The organism is Lachnotalea sp. AF33-28 (assembly GCF_003477885.1).
In the GTDB taxonomy this organism is placed as follows: domain Bacteria; phylum Bacillota; class Clostridia; order Lachnospirales; family Lachnospiraceae; genus AF33-28.
On sequence record NZ_QUEE01000006.1, the window covers coordinates 180,271 to 197,292 of the forward strand.

Sequence of the window (17,022 nt, forward strand, 5' to 3'; positions counted from 1 at the left end):
TTCCTTATCAATTATTTTCTTTTGCGGCATTTTCTTCGCGCCGCCTGTTCAGCACGGCGGTATTTTCCTCCACCGCTTTTTTGGACAGCGGATAGCCGAAGAACATGATTAAAAACACTCCCAGATAGCAGACCGCCGGCACCAGTGTGGAAACGCTGTAGATATTGTCGGCCACCTGCTGCGTCTGGGACGGCGCTTCCGAGATGTAGCCGATGGCCGTCAGAGCGAAGCCGCCCACACCGCCTGCCAGGGCCTGGCCGAGCTTTCGTGAAAACGAGTAGACGGCGTAGACGGTTCCGTCCTCTCTCTGTCCGGTCCGGATCTCCTGATAATCGATCACATCCGTGATATAGGCCCAGACGATCATGTTAAAGAATCCGATACCGATGGAGCCGATGAACATGAGAGCAATAAAAACACCCAGGCTCCTGGTGCGGATAAAAAACAGCACAAAATAAGCGATGGCAGCGATCAGTGCGCCGATGCTTCCCGCTTCCTTTTTGCCGATCCGTTTGGAGATGCTCACCGCGAAGGGAGCCACCAGCAATACGCCGCCCATGCTGATCACGCTGACTACGGCGAGGATTTTGGCGTTGCGGAAATAATCCATAAACAGAAAGTTATTCATATTCTGTGAAAGCAGCGTAGCCAGAAGAAGCAGCAGTGCGGAACCTATGATGGCTAAAAGGGCACGGTTGGTGAAAAGGCCGGACAGCATGGTGCCCACCGGCATGGTGTGCCCGGAGGATTTTGGCGGGATATGCACCCGCTCCCTGCACAGCCTGTAACACAGGACATAACAGATCACAGCCAGCGCTGAAAAAACCAGCGCGATGTAGGTGAAGTTTTCCGGTATTACGATCTGGTTGCCGCCGGCGTCTTCCGTATACAGATACAATGGAACTAAAATGCCGATGGCAAGTCCGGCAAGGGATGCGCCGATGCTTCGGAAGGTGGAAAGCGAAGCACGTTCGGCCGGATCGGAACTGATGACGGAAGCCATGGAGCCATAGGGGATATTGATGCTGGTATAAAAGATGCTTCCCCACAGAATATAAGTGATGATCATATAGGCCATCTTGCCGGCATAGGGCCAGTCGCGGACAAAATAGAGGTACATCAGGGAGCTGGCTATGGCTACCGGTATGCACATCCTACGGATCCAGGGACGGAACCGGCCGTCTTTTGCGGGCCTGGCGGTATCCACGATGCGCCCCATGGTCACATCTGTAAACGCATCTACCAGCCGCGCCGCGAGAAACAGAAAGCCGACAGCCGCACCGTTGATTCCGAGAACTTTCGTATAAAATACCATCAGGTAGCTGCTGGCAAAAATAAATGTAAAGTCGTTGCCGAAATCCCCGAACATATAACCCAATTTATCCTTTATGCCGAAGGGGCTGACCTTTTTTTCACTATTATCAGACATAATAGAATCTCCTTCCTGGAATAAATTCTGATAAGTAACAAAAACTTGACTATAACAGCATTCCCCATCTTCGCGTTTTTCAATCCGATAACAAAGGAGTAATTATGAAAGTTAAGGAACTGAATCATATCCGAATCTGGAAGCTGTCCATAGGATGCATACTTGCCTATCTGGCGGCCTCAAATCTGGAACTTAATTACGCCACCGCGGTGATCACGATCACACTGCTTAGCATACAGCATACGAGAAGAGATACCGTAAGCCTGGCATTCAAAAGAGTCTGTTCCTTCGGACTCGGTTCGGTGATCGCGGCAGCATGTTTCACCCTGCTTAAGTTTTCCGTATTTTCTCTGTTTTTATACCTGGTTTTGATGATCGCGGCCTGTATGCTTTTAAAAGTGGAAGAAGGGCTGACGATGACGACGGTCCTCATGCTGCACCTGTGGAATACGGGTGCCATCACAGCGAGGGGGCTGCTTAATGAGGCGGCTCTTATGACGATCGGCATACTGCTGGGGTTTCTGATGAACAGCTATATGCCTGGACAGATCCGGCAGATACGAAAGGACCAGTTAAAGATCGACGATATGATGCAGCAGATACTGTTTCAGGCGGCAGGTGCGATTCAGGAAAAGCTTGCATGGCAGCCTGATTGGGAGCGCTTGGAGCAGCTGTTGGAGGAAGCCAAAAAAAGGGCGGAAGTTTATCGGAAAAATTCGTTTCGCATGGAGGATGACTATTTCCTGCGTTATGTGGAAATGAGGGAAAAGCAGGCAATTCTGCTAAGGAAAATATTTGGAAATACTTCAAGGCTTCTGACCGTCCCTAAGGAAGGAGAGATCGTGGCCGGCTTCATCCGCGCCGTTTCAGATTCCTTTCATGAGCTGAACAATGCGAAGGCTCTGTTATCTGCACTGGCCGTCATGCGCAGCCAGTTTCGGCAGGGGAAGCTTCCCGGCACCAGAAAAGAATTTGAATCCAGGGCTGTTCTGTATGAGATGGTGCATGATCTGCAGGAGTTTTTAAGGATTAAGAGGAGATTTGCGGAGGAAGTGACGGAAGGGCAGAAAAAGCTTTACTGGCAGGAGCATATAGAAAAGGTCCCCACAGAAGATAAGGGACCTTCGGAATCATAATCACAGCGGATAAAAGACCGGCCGGCGTTTCTCAAAGACAGCATATTCTGTGAATCCGCAGGCCTTTATGATCTTAGCGGCCTCCGCGAATCCGTAACCTAAGTGCTCCGGTTTATGGGCATCCGAACCCAGCGTGATCAGTTCTCCGCCAAGCTGGCGGTAGCGTGTCAAAATGGTGGGAAGGGGGTGTATGGTGCCCAGGCCGTATTTCAATCCGGCGGTATTGCATTCCAGCGCGATCTGCTTTTGGATCAGCAGTTCCAGTATCGGATCAATCAGATCGCGGTATTGCTCATAGGAATAATTTTGATTTTTGTGCGGACCGTATCTGACCACATAGTCCAGATGCCCCAGCGCATCAAAACAGCTGTGTACTTTTAAATTGTCATATACACATTGAAAGTATTCGCGGTAAGCCTCTGTTTCCGTGCGGCCTTCATAGAAGTTACTGTAATAGGGATCCATATCGCGCACGATATGGACGGAACCGATTACATAATCGAAAGGATAGCTCTCCGTGTAATCCTCCAGCCTTTCTTTCAGATGGGGCATCAGCCCCAGTTCCACACCGATCCGTATGGGGATACGGCCGCTGTATGCCGATTTGAGGCGCAGCATATCGTCAAAATATCTGTCCGTATCAAACGTAAAGGAATGCTCATATTGAGGCGGAAAGTCGAAATCCTGATGATCGGTTATGCAAAGAAGCGGCATATCCAGGGAAACAGCTCTGTCCGCCTGGCTGCCGGCGGGTGTCTGCGAGTCACTGGAGAATTGGGAATGAACATGGGTATCAGCAAGCATGCGGGGCCCTCCTAAGTAAACTTATGCTTTGAATATAAAATAACTGCTGGGAAATGTCAACGGGAACCCTTTACAAATACCTGTAAATCACGTAAAATGTTATGAAAGAAACCGGAAAGGATATGAGACTATGGATGAAAGAATCAAAACACTTGCGTATAACCTTGTAAACTATTCCTGCAGAGTGCAGGAGGGTGAAAAGGTGTTGATACATTATACGGGAGAGGATACCGTTTCTCTGGCCAGACAGCTGGTAAAAGAGGTATATAAAGCGAAGGGGATTCCTTTTACCACCTATACCGAGCCCTCAGTACAGAGGGAGCTGCTGCTTGGCTGCGGCGAAAAACAGCTGAACCTGATGGCGGAAGTGGATGCCCTTTTGATGTCCCGGATGGACTGCTACATCGGCGTACGCGGGGGAAATAACGCAGCGGAACTGGCTGATGTGCCTTCCGACCGCATGTCCCTGTATTCCAAGCTCTATGGCACGCCTGTGCATCATGAGATCCGGGTGCCCAAGACCAAATGGGTGGTGCTTCGTTATCCGAATCCTGCTATGGCCCAGAGCGCTAATACGAGCCTGGAGGCGTTTGAGGATTTTTACTTTAATGTCTGCAATCTGGATTACTCCAAGATGGGGGAGGCGATGCAGCCGCTTAAGGAGCTGATGGAACGGACCGACCGCGTGCGCATTACGGGCAGGGGAACGGATCTTTCATTTTCCATTAAGGGTATTCCGGCGATTCCCTGCGCAGGGGAGATGAATATTCCGGACGGCGAGATCTTTACGGCACCGGTGAAGGATTCCGTAAACGGCGTGCTTTCCTATAATACTCCCAGCGTTTATCAGGGCTTTACCTTTGAGGATATCCGGCTGACCTTCGAAAACGGAAAGATTGTTAAGGCGGAAGCGAACAATACCGAGCTGATCAACGGGGTATTTGATACCGATGAAGGCGCCAGATATGTGGGTGAGTTCGCCATCGGCGTGAATCCCTATGTATTGACGCCCATGAAGGACACGTTGTTTGATGAAAAGATCATGGGTTCCTTCCATTTCACACCGGGCAACTGCTATGATGAGGCGCCCAACGGCAACCGTTCCGCCATCCACTGGGATCTGGTCTGCATCCAGACACCGGAATACGGCGGCGGAGAGATTTATTTTGATGACGTACTGGTGCGCAAGGACGGCAGATTTATGCTTCCCGAGCTTCAGGCATTGAACCCCGAAAACCTGAAGTAAAGCTGAAGCACGCTGAAGCGTGAGCAGGTCATCAACCTGCAGTTGGTGACATGAAAGAGGAGGCACGGATTGATGAATTGGAAAAAAAGCCTGGCGGCTGTGTTGATTTTGGCAATGACGGTATCGGTATCGGCCTGCAGGAAGGAGGAGACTCCCACAGGAACCGAATCAGTTCCCTCATCGGACTTTGCGGAAGGGACGGCCGGCTCTAATGAAAGCAGTCAGGGAGAAAGCGGCGGCACAGGCGGATCGGCGGGCCAGGGAAAGACCATGATTGTGGGAAGCTCGGTCTTGGGCGGGGTATTTTCACCCTTTTACTATGCCAATGAAGCGGACCGTCAGCTGCTGGAGCTGGTTTTTGAAACGCCCTGTGCGATCAACAGCAGCAATGAGCTGACAGACCGGGCGGGGCACGTGGAGGAGGAAACAGTCACTTCGGATTCCGGCTCGGCGCAGACGAAATATACGGTAAGCCTTCAGCCGAACATGACATTTTCTGACGGTGAACCGGTGACGATAGACGATTATCTGTTTACACTGTATGTCCTTTCGGATCCCTTCTATGACGGATCGCTGGAGAACCTTAGGGAACTTGGCATCGCAGGACTGGAAAGCTACTATTATGATAATAAAGATCCTGGCGCTGCCGCGGCGAATTTACAGAAAAATATAGACCGCGCGGTAAAGGATATCACGGACGACAGCCTGAAGCAGTGGATGAAGGACAGCAGCCTGGCGGGCTGGTGGGACGGCAGTATGCCGGGCAATGCGGACGGCCGCGGCATGACATGGACGGATTACATGGCGGGACTGGGCGCGGATCTAAGCGGCCTGGACGCCGGAAACGCGGATGGGGTGTTTGAAAAGCTGGTGGAATGTGAATTCACCTATTATCGCGATGATTATTACAGGCGCTATGTAAAAGAGATTACAAAAAATAAGACCGTGGAATATATGCAGGCAGCACTGGCCGAAGGGGCAGAAGTTACGGAGATATCCGGGATTGAGCGGGTGGATGATTATACCTGCACCATAGTTACGGACGGCTATCATGCCGGCGCTCTGCGCCGCCTGGCGCTTCTTCCCATCGTCCCTTCCCATTATTACGGGGACGGGGCTGTGGTGAAAGGAAATCTGGAAACGGTGCAGGCCAGAAACGCGGAACCGATGGGCATGGGGCCTTATGTGTTTCAGGGCTATGAAAACTATGTGGTGACCATGACGGCTAACAGCGGCTATTATCGCGGCGCGCCCAAAGCATCCGAGCTTAAGGTGCAGGAATTAAACGAGAATCAGAAACTGGAGGCCGTGCTTTCCGGCGCGGTGGATATCACGCAGCTGACGGCCACTCCGGAAGCATTTTCCCGATGTGAGGGCGCGGGCGTCAGCTATCTGCTGTCGGATGATACCGGTTTTCAGTATATCGGCATCAATGCGGACAGAGTCAGTTCCTCGGATCTGCGAAAAGGCCTGATGAGCCTCATAGACAGAGAATCCGCGGTGTCTTCCTATTACGGGGGCCTGGCCGATATCGTGGAGCGCCCCATGTCGCCTGCCGCCCCGGAGTATCCGGCCGGTGCGGGCAGCTATTACAGCTACGATATTGAGCAGGCAAAAGCGTTCTTTAAGGAAGCCGGCTACACCTCCAAAGACGGCCAGCTCTCCCACAAGAAGGACGGACAGCTGACGGTGAATATCGGCGTGGTGCGTCCGGTGGAAAACCCCATGATGCAGCTGGTAAACCAGCTTAAATCTGCGCTGGAGAGCCTGGGGGCGGCCTGTAACATTATCGAGTACCAGTACGATATCATGTGGGACAAGGCTGACCGGGAAACGCTGGATATGTGGGTCGGAACGATGGAAGGACTGACCGACAGCGATCTGTCCAGATCCTATGATATATCCGACAATCATTTCGGACTGAAGGATGAGAAGCTTAAAAGCGCAATCGATGAGGGAATCGGTCTTTCGGATCTGGAGCAGCGCAGGGCGAAGGTAGCGGAGACCCTGGACCTTCTGATGCAGAAGGCTGTGGTGCTGCCGGTCTGCCAGACTGTGAACATGACGGTTTATAACACCGATATGCTGAAGTCAGAGACGCTGCCAGGCCAGATTTCCCCTTATGAAGGTTATGAGGAGGGAATATATGGGATTGAAATGAAGTAACACTGGGCGTTGATTGAAACAATATAATGAAGAATTGATATAAAGCAGGCAAACTATACATATTTGTATGATTTGCCTGCTTTATTATTATAAAAACGATATATCCTCTGATTTTTAAAGAAAAATGTATAGTTTTCTAAAGAATAGCAGCCTTTTTTAATAGATTTTGACCGGAATGTAATGATATGATTTTGATGGGCTCACAAACGTTTGGAGTTTACGAATAAGCACACCGATGTGTGCGTAGATCATCAACCTTTCAGTTGTCGACAGAAAGGAGGGAGGTAATGGCAGATCGCGGCTTGAAACTTGCATTCAGCACACTTTGCTGTATGGGATGGACGGTAGATCGTGTGATTGCTTACTGCCAGGAATATGGATTTGAAGGGATCGAGCTTCGGTTAGGAGAGAACGCCATCATGTCAGCCGGCATGACGGAGGCAGAGAGAATCCGTGCGGCAGTGAAACTTCGAAGTGCTGGAATTGATGTCACGGATATCGCTTCCAGCGTATGCATTAAGGGAATATCGACAGAGGAACTGAATCTGGCGGGTCAGGAACTTAGAAGCGCATTTGAGGTAGCTGAAAATTTTGAAGCCAGGGGTATCCGTATCTTCTTGGGAAATTTTATGAGAAGATATGATGATCCGACAGAGGGGATAGATTCCGGCAATCTTGAGGAGTTTCTGAAAAAGTACTGCGTTGAGGCGCGAAACAGGGGGCTTCAGCTCTGGATTGAAACTCATAATGAGTATGCAAAGGGAGAGGATCTTCGCAAGCTTTTGGATCAGGTATGTCAGGAAAACTGCAAAGTGATATGGGATGTGCTGCATCCGTTGGAGGATGGAGAAGATCCGGAGGAAACTTGGAAGTGGCTGAAAAAGGACTGCGTACATGTACATATTAAAGATGGAAAACCTTTTGGAGATGCCATCCATCATGATTGGAAATATACGTTTATTGGAGAGGGGCTTGTACCGTTGAGCAGGATTGTCGATATACTGCGGCGAGGTGGGTATAAGGGATACTATTCGCTGGAATGGGAATCGGCCTGGAGAGAAGAGTTAAATGTCCCGGAAGCAGGAGCGGAAGCAGTGCTGCCGGCCTATGCGGAGTATATGAGACATCTCATATACTAACAGTTTCAGTTGCCGCGGCGGACTGATCCGGGCGGAAAGGGGAAATTATATATGACTAGAAAGATACAGATATCTGACAGTAAAACCAGAAATAACCTCAGTCTGTTCCTGATGTGTGTGCCGGCACTGGTATTTTTACTGTTGTTTAATTATCTGCCAATGTTCGGGGCTGTTGTGGCTTTCAAAAGGTATAGCATCGCAGAGGGAATCTGGGGAAGTCCCTGGTGCGGGCTGCAGAATTTCCGTTTTTTGTTCAGTACGGTGGATGCGTGGAGGATAACGAGGAATACCATTCTCTATAATCTAACGTTTATTATTCTGAATACGATGATTTCCCTGGCGCTCGCCTTTGCACTGGACGGGCTGAAAAAGAAATCCGGTTTGAAATTTTTTCAGACAGTAAATTTTTTTCCGCACTTTCTGTCTTGGGTCGTGGCGGGATTCATGCTCTATGCATTTTTGCAGCCGCAATATGGGCTGCTCAATCGTCTGCTGGGTCTGTTCGGAATGGAAGGGGTAAAATGGTATATGGATGCATCCTGCTGGATTGTGATTCTGCCGGTAATGTATGTATGGAAAAATGCAGGATATACTTCATTGATCTATTATTCCGGACTTCTGGGCATAGACAGCAGCATTGTGGAAGCGGCGCGTATGGACGGGGCAAATCCCCGACAGGTGCTGTTTTGGGTGAAGCTGCCGGAGCTAAGGCCGTTGATCATTACCATGTTGCTGCTGGCGGTCGGTAAAATATTTTATGCGGATTTCGGGCTCTTTTACAACCTCCCTCGTAATATAGGCATTCTTTATGAGACAACGGATGTAATTGATACATATGTATACCGGTCTCTTAAAATTACAGGGGATATTGGCATGGGGGCGGCGGCTGGCCTGTATCAGTCACTCCTTGGCTTTTTACTCGTAATGGTGACTAATACAATCGTTAAAAAGACTGAACCGGACAGTGCACTGTTTTAAGGGGGTGAAAATTTGAGATCAGCGAGGAATAGAAAAAAGAAATGGAGTTTCGAACATGTTTTAGGTTTATTGATTCTGTGTTTGTTCTCGTTGCTGTGCATAGTGCCCATATGGTCTGTCATAAGCATTGCCCTTTCGGATGAGGCAATGATCTCACAATACGGATATTCTTTGATACCAAGGGGAATTACTTTGGATGCATTCCGTTATGTGATGGATTCTGCAGGATGGCAGCTGGCGAAAGCATATGGCGTTACGATAACCACAACCGCAGCCGGAACTGTATTGAGCCTGGTGTTTATGTCAATGATGGCATATGCACTGGCCAGACCCGACTTTAGGTGGGCCAGAATTTTTGGGTTTCTTGTATATTTTACACTGCTGTTTAACGGGGGGATGGTTCCTGGGTATATGGTGGTGACACGGGTGCTGCATCTAAAGGATACATTGGGTGCGCTGATATTTCCTTATGTGATTGGTGCCTGGAACCTTCTGCTCATGCGCACATTCTTCAAAGGCATTCCCTACGAGCTGATTGAGGCGGCTAAAATAGATGGAGCTGGTAATTTCAGTATTTATCTTAAGGTAACGGTGCCGCTGTGCAAAGCGGCGTTTGCAACGATCGGTGTGCTGGTTGCACTGCAATACTGGAATGACTGGTGGCTGCCGCTTTTATACATTGACAGCAATAAACTCGCCAACCTGCAGTATCTGCTATACCGGATTATGGCCAATATACAGGCAATTTCGGAAATGGCAGCTTCTGGTGCGGTGGATGTTGACTTTTCCAATATACCGTCCGAAACAGTACGTATGGCAATGTGTATTCTGGCGGCAGGGCCGATGCTGGTGGTGTTTCCGTTCTTCCAGAAGTTTTTTGCAAAGGGGATCATGGCGGGAAGCATAAAAGGATAGATTAAGTGATACAAAAAAATACTGAAAACAAGAGAAGAAAGGTGGATCTCATTATGAAGAGAGGAACAATTAAAAACTGGATGGCGGCTTTGCTGTGCGTATTCCTTATCACAGGCATACTATCGGGGTGCAGGAACAGCGCGGAAAAGCCCTCGAACGATGATTCGACTGCACTGCTTACAACAGAAGAAACAGAAGGCACCGACTCGAATAACGATTCGGAGGAAACTGGGCTGGATTATGTGGAGCTTGTATGGCATGGGAGTCAGATGGTATCTAAAGACAATGAAAAGGTTCAGGAGAAAATCAACGAGTACCTGAGGGAAAAGTTAAATTGCACATTTAAATTTGTTACCGGCGATGACAGTAATATTGATCAAAAATTCTCAGTTATTCTGGCCAGCGGAGAACAGAGCGATATCATGTGGACCAGCAACCATCGCAACGATACCTTCGCAAATATCTCCAAGGGGGCGTTTCTTCCACTGAATGATTTGCTGAAGCAATATGCTCCGACCATGTATGAGGCGATCCCGGAATATGTGTGGAACTCGGTTACAGTCAATGGCAGTATTTATGCTGTGCCTGGCTATTTGCCCTACACGATGCAGCCCACGTTGCTTTTGAATAAAGATATCGTTGATTCTGTAGGGTATGATATGAGCCAGGTGGATACAATCATGGACCTGGAACCGCTGTTTGATAAGATATTGGAAAAATATCCTGACAAGATCTGTGTGGATGCCTCGCAGGGCTGGCTGGTAAGCTATGCCACTGCAGGCGTATTTGATCGGATTGAAAAATATTCAACCGTCGGCATCAATGTGGATGACCCTAATGCAAAGGTCACCACACAGTACTTAAGTGAATTTGGACAGGAGATCTTTAAGCTGGCCGAAAGATGGTATGAAGCAGGTTATTTTGATCCTAATGTCAATGCGGTTCAGGACAGTTCCGGAGACCGTAAAAATCAGAAGGTCGTGGGCTGGTTTCAACATATCGCCTATGACGGTTATGGATCAGATTTGGTAAAAGGAAATATGGGATTTGAGATGTATGAAGTACCATGTACAAACGAGCCTCCTTTGGTTGCAACCACCACAGTTTGCGGAAGCATGCATGCGATTCCTATCTCCAGTAAGAATCCAGAGCGGGCCATGATGGTTATGGAACTGATTTTTACGGATAAATATCTGCAGGACCTGTTTGCATATGGCATAGAGGGTGAACATTTTAACTATACGGATGACGGAAAAGTGGTTAAGACGGAAAGCGGAATGAACGGCTATAAGGAATTGGCAGCCGTAAAAAATATTAAGGTACAGTCAGTACTGGACAATTATCCGGATAACTATGTAGAGCTGGTTGAAGCCTATAATGACAGCGCACGGCCGTCACCGCTGATCGGATTCACTTATGATTCGGCGGATACGTCACCTCTGCTGGCCTCGGTCAAGTCTGTATGGGATGAATATTTTGTGACGCTGGCCTGCGGAATGGTGGATTATGATACGGTATATCCGCAGTTTGCAGCGAAGATGGAGCAGGCTGGGATCGATGAGTTGATTGCTGATGTACAAAGGCAGGTAGATGAATTCCTGAAAACAAAGCGATAGAAAAGAGGCTGGAGAAATAGAAATGACAGACAAGTATATGATTCTGGTCGAGGGACAGGCAGGCCGCCATTATGACATAGTAGAGTTGGAATGGCACAGTGACAGAAACAAGAACATTTCAAGATATTGGGATATAGGGGAAAATGACCCGGATTATGAAATAGTGATGAAAGAACGGGAAAATTCGGCATGTGATGTGTTCTTTCCTGTAGTGGATATTGAAGTTGGTGCGGATATGTATGGAAAGATAGAATTTGGATCCGAACCTGTCCGGTATACATTTAATTATCATACGGATAATACGGTTTACGCAGGAAAACGCAGTATTGCGGTCAAGGGAGAGCAGCTGGAACCGTGGGAAAATATGTTATACGTAACACCTCGAACGGCCGGTCCTGCTTCCTTCTGTATTGTTAAAAGGATGAGGGTGCGCCCGGCTTCACAGTGTATGATTCGCGCTTCTATAAAGTGCTTGTCGGACAATACGGCAGGAATGGTGAGATGTTATGGGCTGGATAGTGCGGGAAACAGAGAATGGATATTTGATCAGCGGGTTAATTCGCGGCGCCCGGCAGAGGTACAGGAACCTCTTAAGGGCACCTTATCAAAAGATGAGCTGAAAGAGGCAATTATTAGAACTTCTTCTTATCTGCAGAGAGCGGTAATACGATCGGAACACAGTCTCTTCAATGAAGGAATCTTTAGTTTTTATGACAGGGAAGCTGGGACTTACCGGTTAAGTCCCTGGATGTGGCATTGGGGAACTTCCATCTATGCTCTTCTTAGCGCTGCCTGTCAGGATTTCTTTAATCAAAACCAACAAGAGAGACTGCTAAGGGATGCGTGGGGAATCGGAAATACATCTTTGAGATTTCAGGTTTATAATAAAGAGCATGTGACAGATGGATTTGGAACCTTCCGTGACGATGTGCGTGCTGCAGAGCCTGGAATGCTGGAATACATTACCTGCGGCAGTGACAGCAACTATCTGAGCGGATGGGGATGGATGCCGCTGTATCAGGCTACCGGGGACGGACGCTATCTAAGCGGAGCACAGAAGCTGGCTGCGGCTACAGGGCGGATGCTGGATACATTTGACCTGCCGCCACAGGATTATGCTTCCCTTGAAGCGGACTGGACCGCACATACACTGGATGAATCAGGATTCGGAACAGAAGGCCTTGCAGAATTATATGCGGAAGAACCCACAGAAGAATTAAAGGCGTTGATAAAGACGTATATCGATGCACACATAGCCAAGCTGGAACGCAGTGACGGTATGTGGGACAGGGCATGGCTTAGGAGAGAACAGCGAGCCGAGAAACTGATCTACCATACCCGTGCGGCCGCCTGGGCCATGGAAGGACTGCTCTCCAGCGCTAAGGTGTTACCGGAAGGTGCCTATCTATCCAAGGCGGTCCGGCTTGCGGAACATATGCTTAAAAATCAACAACCGGACGGACACTGGAATTACAGGTATAACGAGAAAGACGCGACTGTAGCCGGCGTCAGCGATAAAGGAACGGCGGTTTGGAGCATTCTGATGTCCAGACTCTATGATTTTACAGGAGAGACAAGGTATCTGGAAGCATCGAGGAAGGCTCTGGCCTGGTGCCTTAAAAATTTGTATACAGGGGAGGATGAACTGGAAAGAGGCGCGGTGGAGGCGACCAGCCCGCAATCCGCAGTCATCTACCGCAGATGGTTTCCGATCACCTGTGTCTATGCCACAGCATTTATCTGCACAGCGGCTTGTATGGAGTATGAACGGATGAGCGGAACCTATAAGCCGTGGAATAAATTGGAGAGCTCAAAACAGTTTAACCGGTTTAGAAAATAGAGTATACTGGAATCGGGCAGGGAAATAACCGGAATATAAGGGGGATGGTAGAATGAGAATTATGTCTAAAAGAGAGCACCTGGCGGATTATCAAAAAAGCGTCAGATTTCTGGTTGTTTCTCTGTCCCTGCTGGCCTGTTCCATACTCATTGTGATTTTATTGATGATATACTTTGCCAAAGCACAGAAGGAAACTGTTGAAAAATCCATGATAAACCAGTTAAACCAGACTCATCACAATTTGCTTATGACCACCCGGAATATGGAGTATCTGGCCAGACAGATTTATTTTGATCCGGCTCTGACAGCCTACAGCGTCGGCACAGACCGGGCGGATTTCGCACAGAGTGTGGCTGCGGCTAATCAGCTTAGCATGTATCTGGCAAATTATAATTATCTGCATTCGATTTATTATTATAATGCGAGGCTTAATGAATTTTACACTTCACATACCGGGAATGTGTTTAAACGGGAGGTGTTCTTTGATGTAGGAGCAGCGGATCTGGTATCTGATTTTTTGGATTATGACGGATTACTGATCAGGCGCACTATACCGGTGCCATATCAGCAAGTCGAAAAGGAAGTATATACGGTGTTTTGCTATGACAAGTCAGCGGCCAATCAGGAACAGCGCAATATTGTAATGATCAATATGAATGCGGAGTATATACTGCAGTATCTTCAGGCAAATAATCAGGAAAATGGACAGGAAAGCAGCGGCTGTACCGTATTGCTGAATAAGGAAGGGGAGCTTTTAGGAATTACTCCCCATGATTATATGGGCGGTGGTGATATACAGGCTATTCGGGAACAGGTGCTTGACCGTGAGGATGTCCGACGTAATTTTACTGTCAGTATAGAAGGCAAAAAAATGTTTGTGGTATTTATGCCTTCGGAAAGCGTGAACTGGATACTTGTCGGCATACAACCCTACGACCGATTGTTTCATCAGGCGAACCGGATGTTTATAACTGTTCTCATTGTGAGCTTCATTGTTGTGGGAGTACTTACCGTATTCATTGCACTTTTGCCCGGAAAGGTGATAACACCTATGGCCGCGATGGAGAGCCTTGTAGAAATTGAAAAAAGCAATCGCCAGAGCATGGCCTGGATTATGCAGCAACAATATCTTAAAATGCTTCTGCACACTGATATGCGTAATAACAGGGACGAGGTTAAAACTAAGCTGTCATGGCTGGAGTGCAGGATAAATATGGATGCGGAATATCTGCTGTTTTTGTTCGTATTTGATTTCGAACGCATGATGATGGAGGACAAACCGGCAGAACAGATCAAACGACAGGTGATGCAAAGGATAACAGAGGTTTACTGTTCGCAGGAACTGGAACTGGATAATTTTTTCGTGGATATGGATTTTAATCAGATTGTCTGGGCGGTGAGCCGGGAACATGCTGGGCTGATCAGTGAAGATAACTATTATATTCTGCGCCATATGATCGAAGAGGTACATCAGAAGACACAGGTTTGGTTTTCTGTGATAGTGAGTGAAAACAGTGCAGATCTGTTTGGTCTGGAACGGATTTATGCTAAAACTGGATCGTGTCAGGAACAGCTCTTTATCACAGGTCCTGGCAGTATCATAGAGGCTGTAAACCAAGCGAAGATTCAACAGGCGGATTATATTTATCCGTCCTTATTGGAAGAACATATGCTCAATGCTATCCGCCAGGGAGACGGGATGGAAGGCATGAACTGTTTCGATAAACTGATTGACAAAGCGGTGGCAGCAGGACAGAGCAATGTAGTGATGTTTACTCTAAGGCATGCCGCTATGAGTCTGAAAACTTTGCTGTCCTCGTATAAAAGCGCAGAGCCATTGCCAGAAGGTATACATGATGTGATACCTGGCCTGGATCTTTATAACTGCAAAACAGTGAAAGAGGCGAGAGAACTGTTTTGCCAGGCGATTTTAGAATTGTCAGAGCTGTATCAGAAGCCGCAGGATTCCAGGCACAATCAGATCGTCAGTGATGCCGTTCAGATCATTAAGGACAGCTATGGAGATCCGGACCTGGATCTGAACCGTCTCGCCGGGGAGGCGAAGCTTTCCGCAGTATATTTCGGAAGGATGTTTAAAAAGATAACAGGTAAAACTGCCGGCAACTACATACAGGAGTACCGGATAGAGATGGCGAAGGAACTGTTGGATAAGACGCAGGACAGTGTCCAGAAGATTGCGGAGAAGACAGGATTTTCGAGTACCAGTTATTTCAGCACGGTGTTCCGCAAACTGTGCCGGATGTCTCCCAATGAATACCGCCACAGACCGGAGAATGAACAGAAAATGTAATAAGAAGGAGTAGAGCAATGAATATATTGGTATTGTTACCGGAGGGCCCTGTCCGCGATCGTTTTTTTACAGAGGAAAACAGAATGGAACTGGAATGTCTCGGAACCGTAACATGGAATTGCTTAGGCAGGCATTACAGCCAGGAGGAACTAAGAGAGTTGCTTGGCGGGACGGATGTGGTTGTGACGGGATGGGGAACGCCCGGTGTAAAGGGAAGCATGATCAAACAGGTACGAAGGCAGCTTCTAGCTCATATGGGCGGAAGCGTTGCGCCATATACGGATCAGTCTGCATTCGATAAAGGGCTGGAAGTGACCTGTGCTAATGAGATATTTGCAAAAAGCGTGGCGGAGGGCACAATGGCTTACATCCTGGCGGGATTAAGGCAAATTCCGTTCTGGGACAGGAATTTAAAGGCAGGAGAATGGAGGAACGACACCTTTTCCAACCATTCGCTGATGAAAAAACGTGTAGGAATTACCGGATACGGAGCGGTAGCGAGAAATCTGCTGCCGCTGCTTAAGGCGTTTGATGCTGAGATTCTGCTTAACAGCAGCCACCTGTCTGAAGAGGACTGCAGCAGGCTGAAGGTGAAGCAGGCATCTTTGGATGAAATCTTTGAAACTTGTGATGTGATTTCCCTGCACAATGGCTTGAATGAGGAAACAGGCGGCATGATTACCCGAAGGCTTTTGGAGAAGATAAAGAAAGATGCACTGTTTGTAAATACGGCCAGAGGAGGACTCGTGGATGAGGAGGCGCTGGCAGATTTGCTGCAGGCGGAACGTTTCTATGCGGTGCTTGATGTCTATCAAACGGAACCTCTGCCTGTAAATTCAAGGTTTTGTAAGCTGTCACGAGCTATTTTAATGCCGCATATGGCGGGCCCTGCGAGTGACCTGTACGGTTTGTGCGGAAAAACAGTGGTGGAAGAAATCGCAAGATTCGTACGGGGAGAGGCGCTTAAGTACGAAGTGAAGGCGGAGTCCCTTTCCTATATGACAGCGAAAGGGTAAAGCGACCATCACGGGCTAATCCGTACGGTAAATGTGCGGAGTCAGAAAATCACCTCTTAATATCAATAATTTATTCTTTTATGTAATGGTCTGCATGGGCTGGGGCTGAAATTCGTCATCCATATCATGCGCGGGATCCCCCGCCTGGCTGCCCATATGCATTGTCCTGTGTCCGGCACGGATGTGACGGCGGATATGGTGGCCGACCGGGTTCCATCTGCGGATGGAACCCGGATATTTTTTTGCGCCTGTCAGCACACATTTCACAAAGTAGAGACTGCTTAATAAGTATAGTGCAGCACTTCCGGAAGAACTTCATCCGTGCCGAAAGACCGTCTGTGTATCGCTGCGTACGGCAGGAGGATACGAAGAGAGTATAAATGTCATAAAACATCACTGGAACGCATGCGGATATATTTTTATAAT

General features: G+C 48.2%; 13 protein-coding genes. 10 read left to right on the top strand and 3 right to left on the bottom strand.

Features of this window, described 5'->3' with window-relative positions; genetic code table 11:
• Positions 1-7 precede the first annotated feature (7 nt).
• Positions 8-1,429: an MFS transporter gene (locus tag DWZ56_RS10490; RefSeq protein WP_118556589.1), complete on the bottom strand. Its 1,422-nt coding sequence runs from the start codon at positions 1,427-1,429 to the stop codon at positions 8-10.
• A gap of 104 nt (positions 1,430-1,533) precedes the next feature.
• Here DWZ56_RS10490 and DWZ56_RS10495 point away from each other — a divergent pair, with 104 nt between their 5' ends.
• Positions 1,534-2,565: an aromatic acid exporter family protein gene (locus DWZ56_RS10495; RefSeq protein ID WP_118556590.1), complete on the top strand. Its 1,032-nt coding sequence runs from the start codon at positions 1,534-1,536 to the stop codon at positions 2,563-2,565.
• Here the strand turns inward: DWZ56_RS10495 and DWZ56_RS10500 are convergent, their stop codons facing one another.
• Complete coding sequence (locus tag DWZ56_RS10500; protein WP_118556591.1) at positions 2,566-3,369, bottom strand: histidinol-phosphatase HisJ family protein; 804 nt, start codon at positions 3,367-3,369, stop codon at positions 2,566-2,568. It abuts the gene before it with no gap.
• Positions 3,370-3,499: 130 nt separating this feature from the next.
• Between DWZ56_RS10500 and DWZ56_RS10505 the strand changes: the two genes are divergently transcribed.
• The 9 genes from DWZ56_RS10505 (at position 3,500) to DWZ56_RS10545 (ending at position 16,596) form a co-directional block, all read left to right on the top strand.
• The gene (locus DWZ56_RS10505; protein WP_118556592.1) at positions 3,500-4,615 is read left to right on the top strand and encodes an aminopeptidase; all 1,116 of its coding nucleotides are present in this window, start codon (positions 3,500-3,502) and stop codon (positions 4,613-4,615) included.
• Between the two features lie 72 nt (positions 4,616-4,687).
• Positions 4,688-6,781, top strand: a complete 2,094-nt coding sequence (locus DWZ56_RS10510) for an ABC transporter substrate-binding protein (RefSeq protein ID WP_118556593.1) — start codon at positions 4,688-4,690, stop codon at positions 6,779-6,781.
• A 287-nt stretch (positions 6,782-7,068) separates the two neighbouring features.
• Positions 7,069-7,920: a sugar phosphate isomerase/epimerase family protein gene (locus DWZ56_RS10515; protein ID WP_118556594.1), complete on the top strand. Its 852-nt coding sequence runs from the start codon at positions 7,069-7,071 to the stop codon at positions 7,918-7,920.
• A 51-nt stretch (positions 7,921-7,971) separates the two neighbouring features.
• Entirely contained in the window at positions 7,972-8,898 is a 927-nt protein-coding gene (locus DWZ56_RS10520) for an ABC transporter permease (RefSeq protein ID WP_118556595.1), read from the top strand.
• Between the two features lie 192 nt (positions 8,899-9,090).
• On the top strand, positions 9,091-9,813 hold the full coding sequence (locus tag DWZ56_RS10525; RefSeq protein ID WP_199679576.1) for a carbohydrate ABC transporter permease: 723 nt from the start codon (positions 9,091-9,093) through the stop codon (positions 9,811-9,813).
• Between the two features lie 53 nt (positions 9,814-9,866).
• Positions 9,867-11,429 (top strand): ABC transporter substrate-binding protein, encoded by a 1,563-nt coding sequence (locus DWZ56_RS10530; RefSeq protein ID WP_147369413.1) that lies wholly within the window; start codon positions 9,867-9,869, stop codon positions 11,427-11,429.
• Positions 11,430-11,451: 22 nt separating this feature from the next.
• Positions 11,452-13,269, top strand: a complete 1,818-nt coding sequence (locus tag DWZ56_RS10535) for a hypothetical protein (RefSeq protein ID WP_118556598.1) — start codon at positions 11,452-11,454, stop codon at positions 13,267-13,269.
• 52 nt (positions 13,270-13,321) lie between these two features.
• Positions 13,322-15,580 carry an AraC family transcriptional regulator gene (locus tag DWZ56_RS10540; protein ID WP_118556599.1) on the top strand — a complete coding sequence of 753 codons (2,259 nt, stop codon included), beginning with the start codon at positions 13,322-13,324 and terminating at the stop codon, positions 15,578-15,580.
• Between the two features lie 17 nt (positions 15,581-15,597).
• Positions 15,598-16,596, top strand: a complete 999-nt coding sequence (locus DWZ56_RS10545; protein ID WP_118556600.1) for a hydroxyacid dehydrogenase — start codon at positions 15,598-15,600, stop codon at positions 16,594-16,596.
• Between the two features lie 78 nt (positions 16,597-16,674).
• Here the strand turns inward: DWZ56_RS10545 and DWZ56_RS23450 are convergent, their stop codons facing one another.
• Positions 16,675-16,863, bottom strand: coding sequence for a hypothetical protein (locus tag DWZ56_RS23450; RefSeq protein ID WP_158584533.1), 189 nt, complete (start codon positions 16,861-16,863; stop codon positions 16,675-16,677).
• Positions 16,864-17,022: the final 159 nt, after the last annotated feature.